We start from the raw sequence: 5,506 nt of genomic DNA, 5'->3' as shown, positions 1-5,506 counted from the left end.
AAAATAAAACGTTAAACAATTCTTATTCATACAGTATTTCAGATGATTATAGAGGAATTATACCTGATTTTTTTGAAGCAAGTCTAATTAATCGAGTGGCAACTTCTTCCTCAATTTTAGTTTCAAAACAAGTGCTTTTAGAAAATGAATGTTTTAATACTAATGTTTCAAGCGGTCAAGATGTTGAACTTTGGACAAAAATAGGTATTACAAATTTAGTTGCAATTAACAATAAAAGCTCGGTTATTTATAATTTTGACTTACCAAATTCATTAGTAAAAACGCCAATTACAAAAAAAACGTTGATGGATTTTTCGCAATTTGCTGCTGCTGAAAAAGAGAACAAAAGTTTAAAGAAATTTCTTGATATTTACCGACTAGAATATGCCTTACAATTCAAAATTGCTGGCTCTTTTACACAATCTCAATTCTATTTGAAGGATATAACAACTAAAATTCCATTAAAGACAAGATTTTTATTGCAATTACCAGTTTCTTTTTTGCGTTTCTTTTTAAAAATAAAACACTATTTGAAACGTTTTGGAATTGATTTTACGGTGTATCACTAATTTTTTGAGTGCATAAATTTGTCAAAGGTTCTTATGTAGTCGTCTTCCTCAAAAACAGCTGAAGCAACTACTAAACAAACTGCACCAGAGGAAAAGTTTTTCAATTCGCGCCAAATTCCGTTTGAAATGAGCAACCCTTCAAAAGGTTTATTAAGAGTAATCACTTTTTCTTTTTGTCCATCGTTTAAAATAACATCAAAGCTACCCGAAAGTGCCACTAAAAATTGTTTCAATTGTTTATGCGCGTGACCACCTCTTTCAGCTCCAGCAGGAACATCATACAAATAGTAAACGCGCTTAATATCAAAAGGAACTACATCGTGCTCAATAACCGATAAATTTCCTCTAGGATCTTCTATTTTTGGAATAGATAATAATTTACAATCTTGTAGTGTTGACATATAGATTCTTTCCGTTAATAGATTCTTTATATAGTTGACTAATTTCTGAAAAATTAATTTTACTCTGTTTTACATCGAAAAATAATTTCAAAGCTATCCAAAATAAATACATTTTACCAAAAATTCGATAAAAAACTGCGCCTTGCACAAAATAAATAGAAGAAATAGCTGTTTTTTGTCCTGTTGAAGGTTGTGAGTGTGAAACTAATTCTTCAGGAACAAACCCTATTTTTAAACCTTTTTTAATTCCATCCGAAACAAATATAGCTTCTTCACCCATGAAAAATTCAGTTCCTAAACCGAAATTTTCATTAAATTGTATGTTTTCTTCTATTAAACTTTCTCTTTTAAATACAAGTTCCACTGAAGATGTATTTAATACTTCAAAATTAGTAAGTTTAGAGTGAAATGTTCTTGGATATTTCTTGGCTAAATTGCCTTGACTATTTAAAAATTGAAATCGAAAACCATCATGTTTTGGTGACGAGTTAAATGCCTCAATAATTTTTTTTTCAAACTTTTGGTGAAATACTATATCGTCATCTGTAAAAACAAGTAATTTTTTTGTAGCATTATTTAAAGCTAAATTCCTGCTTTTTGATAAGCCACTTTCGAATACATTGAATACTTTTATGCATTCAATATTAGAAATTAAAATTTTATCTGCTGATGTTTGATTAATAATTAGCAAATTAAATTTGCGGTAATCTGAAAGCAAAAACATACGTTCCAAAAATTCGAAATTAGTTTGGTTCATCGTAGAAATTAATATTTCTATATCCGATTTTTGATACATTTTTAGCAATTATAGTATATTTACACAAATATAGTGATTAGCGATTAGTGATTAGTAATTAGACTTCAAATTTTTTATGAAAATACTTTTACTTGGTGAATATAGCCGTTTACATAATTCTTTAAAAGAAGGATTGGTGGCGCTTGGTCATGAAGTAACTATTGTGGGTTGTGGCGATAAGTTTAAAAAATTACCAGTTGATTATTCTATCTATGCACAAATTTGCAATGAAAACAAAATTGCTAATTTTTTGTTTAGGGGATTTCGAAAAGTTATTGGATTGGATTTCGAAAAAATAGAAAAAGCTATTCGATTTTATTTGATTTTACCTGATTTAAAGGACATTCATCATGTGCAACTAATAAATTCTGATGCTTTAGAAACTTATCCTATTCTATCCCGATTTTTATATAAAAAAATCTTTAAAAAAATTAAAAGCAGAAGTTTATTAATTTGTGGTGACGAAACGCCAATTGTGGATTACCTTTTTAAAAAAGAATTGAAATATTCAGTTTTGACACCTTATTTTGAAAATAATTCATCAGAGAAAGAATTTGAATTTTCATTGAAATACAGAAAAAAAAGTTATAGAAAAACCTTCGATTGGTTGTCTATAAAATGTCAAAATTTAATCACATCTGACTTAGATTATGAAATTCCAATGCAAAAAATGGGATTTCAAACTACTTTTATTCCAAATCCAATAAATACAACATTAATTCCATTTCAAAATTTAAAAATTAAAGATAAAATTATCATTTTTTTAGGTATTAATCGGTTAAGTTATACTAAAAAAGGAATTAACTATTTTAAAAAAGCATTAGGAATTATACAAAACAAATATGTAAATAAGGTTGAAATAATTACAACTGAAAATCTTCCTTATGATAAATATATTTTAAAATATAACAAAGCGCATATTCTACTGGATCAAGTATTTGCTTATGATCAAGGATATAATGCATTAACAGCTATGGCGAAGGGAAAAGTAGTTTTTACTGGTGCCGAAAGTGAATTTTTGAATCATTATCAACTGCAAGAAGACGAAGTTTGTATTAATGCCTTACCCGATGAAAATGAAATTACAGCAAAGCTTTCCTATTTAATTGAACGCCCTGAACAACTAACTAAGATTTCTAAAATCGCTCGTGAATTTATAGAGAAAGAGCATAATTACAAAATTATTGCGCAGAAGTATTTAGCGTGTTGGAAATAACTACATTTTTAAAATATAATAAGACTAAAATTATCATTATAAATTCAAGTGGATACGAATACTTTGCATTTGTGCCATAAGTTACAAAAGCTTGAAGTAAAGCAGTAACAAAAATTATAATGACACCAATTGCTTCTATAGAAATTCTTCTATTTCTTAGTGATTCATAGAGATAATACGTTGCAATTAAGATGAAAAACAGTTTAAAGATTTGTAAAATATTTTTTTGAATAGTCCAAATTTGTGTAATAACTGAATCCACTAATGAGTTATCAAAAGTAACATACGGTTTCATATCATATACTTTCCAGAAATCTAAAAATGAACGATTGAAAACTTGAAACAAATAATCTGATTTATTTTTTTGAATAGTTGCTTTAGCGAACTTTCCCAATTCGTTTGAAAAATCAGGGAAAGGTAAATGATACTTTTTAAAAACACTATCGTTGTAAGCATACCAAATTGCCATTGAAACATCTTTATTTTCTTTGATTGCTTTTTCTCTGTAGGCAACATAAGGCTTAGAAATCCAATCAAATTCTGATGGAGATTTCTCTGCAAAATAAACGCAATTTTGAGAGGTATTCAAACCTAAAAAAGTTGTAGAAACAAAGTAATTCGTATTCAATTTATTCACATATGACCAACCGAAATAAGCTAAAACTGGAAAAATTAAAATAACAATTTTTTTATTGATTATAGTTTTCCAACTAAATGATTTTAAAACATATAAACCATAAATTAAAAACGGTAAAAAAACAAAAAATGGTTTTATCAATACTAAATAACCAAAAAATAAACTTAACCCTGATAAAACCAACCCATTTGAGTTTTCAAAATGATTCTTAGCTAACATCCAAAAAAGAATACTTATGAAAAAAAGCGTTACAGTTTCTACTAAAATTGAAGTTTCAAAGAAAAAATGACACAAAAAAGAAGAAATAAAAATAGTTATCCAAAAACTATGTTTCTGAGAAAATTTGAAAGCTATCAAAGTATCATACCAAAATAATGTAGTGAGAATTCCTAAAATAAGTTGATACACTACTGTTAATTTCATAGTACCCAAACCTAATGTTATTAACAATGGATAACCTGGGCTTCGTTCTCCGTTATAACCCTCTAAATCGAAACTTAACAAATATTCGTTTAAAGTCATAAAGCTCCAACTATCTGGAACTTTAGTTACTTTTAAGTATAATAAAGCCAATATTAACCGTGACAAAAAGCCTATCAATAGCAATAGTTTTACTTCCTTTTGATTTAGAAATGATATGATGTTATTGATTGTTTTACTTTTTATCATAATGAAAATAAATCTGTAATAATTGAAGTGGAAAACCTATCATGTCTTTGAATCTAATTTTAGAATTTCCTTTTTCAATCCAAGTATCCAGGGGGATTTCAGCTACTTTTTTGTAATAATCAGTATCGATTTTCTTAAATCTTATCAGTAATTCAACATCAAATAACCATTTTGTTTTAAATGAATTTTTGAATAGCTCAATGGCTAAATTAGTGACTATTATCTTTGCACCACATTGCGTGTCATAAATCGGTGTTTTTAAAATAAACTGACTTATTATAGTGGCGAAAATTCTACCAAAATAGTGACGAACTAATGAACGTTGTACATTATTTCCTATCAATTTTATCCTACTGCCCATTACAAATAAAAAGTGATTGCTCTTGGAAATAAAATGAAATAACCTTATCATTTCTTCAATAGGTGTTGCTAAATCTGCATCAAAATAGCCTGTATATTCATATTGAGCAACATTAAATTGTAAAAAACCTTGTCTGATGCTTTCTGCCTTTCCTAAATTTTTTGGATTTTGAAGAAAATGAACATTAGAAAATGCGTAAGAAAATTGCTCTAACATCTGCAATGTATTATCAGTGCTAGCATCATCAACTAACAAGAAATCTATTTCGGAATACTTTTCAAACATATCGATGTACTCTTGTTTCGAAATACGAAAAGATTCATTATAAAAAGGAATGATTAAAAGTAATTCAGCCATTATTTAAAATATTTTCCAAAATCAATTATCAAATATAATTTTCAAAGCTAATTATTTAATTCAGAAAAAGATAATTGAATATTAAAAACTATAATTTACTTTTTGTAATTAGAAATATTGTTTTCTCTTTCTTTTATTTCAATTGCGAGTTTTCTTGTAAAAAGTTCGGCTCCAAATTTATTTAAATGACTTGCGTTATAAAATAGATTTTTATCTAAACATATTTCATCTGTAGAGTAATCATAAAATGTTAAACTATATTTTGTAGACAAATCTTCATAAATTTGAATTATTTCCTTTCGGTTCGATACAAAGTTTTGTCCTTCAATATATTCGGGAGTATAAACTAAAATTAAATCTATCTTCTCTCTTTTACATTCTTGAATAAATGATTCAAATAATTGTATACTTTGTTGATGTAATTTAACTTCATAAGATTCCATTTCTGCTTTGGCAGTATCAAAATCGGAATTCCATTTTAAATCCATTCCTAAATAACC

7 protein-coding genes are annotated in these 5,506 nt (G+C 27.2%); 2 read left to right on the top strand and 5 right to left on the bottom strand.

The genetic code is table 11. From position 1 onward, the window contains the following. On the top strand, positions 1-569 hold a 569-nt coding region (locus tag ACIQZC_RS08560), incomplete at its 5' end, for a hypothetical protein (protein WP_396138815.1). Here the strand turns inward: ACIQZC_RS08560 and ACIQZC_RS08555 are convergent. Further along, positions 566-970, bottom strand: coding sequence for a sugar 3,4-ketoisomerase (locus ACIQZC_RS08555; RefSeq protein WP_396138814.1), 405 nt, complete (start codon positions 968-970; stop codon positions 566-568). The two genes, ACIQZC_RS08560 and ACIQZC_RS08555, sit on opposite strands and share 4 nt — an antisense overlap. After that, a complete protein-coding gene (locus tag ACIQZC_RS08550) occupies positions 948-1,766 on the bottom strand; it encodes a glycosyltransferase (RefSeq protein WP_396138813.1) in 819 nt (272 codons plus the stop codon). The genes ACIQZC_RS08555 and ACIQZC_RS08550 overlap by 23 nt, the downstream gene beginning before the upstream one ends. A gap of 76 nt (positions 1,767-1,842) precedes the next feature. Between ACIQZC_RS08550 and ACIQZC_RS08545 the strand changes: the two genes are divergently transcribed. Further along, entirely contained in the window at positions 1,843-2,982 is a 1,140-nt protein-coding gene (locus tag ACIQZC_RS08545) for a glycosyltransferase (protein WP_396138812.1), read from the top strand. Here ACIQZC_RS08545 and ACIQZC_RS08540 read toward each other — a convergent pair. From ACIQZC_RS08540 to ACIQZC_RS08530, 3 genes are all read right to left on the bottom strand, one after another. Next, on the bottom strand, positions 2,948-4,192 hold the full coding sequence (locus ACIQZC_RS08540; RefSeq protein WP_396138811.1) for a hypothetical protein: 1,245 nt from the start codon (positions 4,190-4,192) through the stop codon (positions 2,948-2,950). The genes ACIQZC_RS08545 and ACIQZC_RS08540 overlap by 35 nt on opposite strands. An 82-nt stretch (positions 4,193-4,274) precedes the next feature. After that, positions 4,275-5,006, bottom strand: a complete 732-nt coding sequence (locus ACIQZC_RS08535) for a glycosyltransferase (protein WP_396138810.1) — start codon at positions 5,004-5,006, stop codon at positions 4,275-4,277. 95 nt (positions 5,007-5,101) lie between these two features. Next, positions 5,102-5,506: hypothetical protein (locus ACIQZC_RS08530; RefSeq protein ID WP_396138809.1), on the bottom strand; the 405-nt coding region annotated here is incomplete at its 5' end.

The sequence above is a fragment of the Flavobacterium sp. genome, assembly GCF_044338735.1.
GTDB lineage: Bacteria > Bacteroidota > Bacteroidia > Flavobacteriales > Flavobacteriaceae > Flavobacterium.
This window is presented reverse-complemented; position numbering and strand designations above follow the sequence as displayed.

What these genes read in the sequence shown, in the direction of transcription:
- ACIQZC_RS08550 (WP_396138813.1), bottom strand. Translation starts at nt 1,766, where the DNA reads ATGTATCAAAAATCGGATATAGAAATATTAATTTCTACGATGAACCAA.
- ACIQZC_RS08555 (WP_396138814.1), bottom strand. Translation starts at nt 970, where the DNA reads ATGTCAACACTACAAGATTGTAAATTATTATCTATTCCAAAAATAGAA.
- ACIQZC_RS08545 (WP_396138812.1), top strand. Translation starts at nt 1,843, where the DNA reads ATGAAAATACTTTTACTTGGTGAATATAGCCGTTTACATAATTCTTTA.
- ACIQZC_RS08535 (WP_396138810.1), bottom strand. Translation starts at nt 5,006, where the DNA reads ATGGCTGAATTACTTTTAATCATTCCTTTTTATAATGAATCTTTTCGT.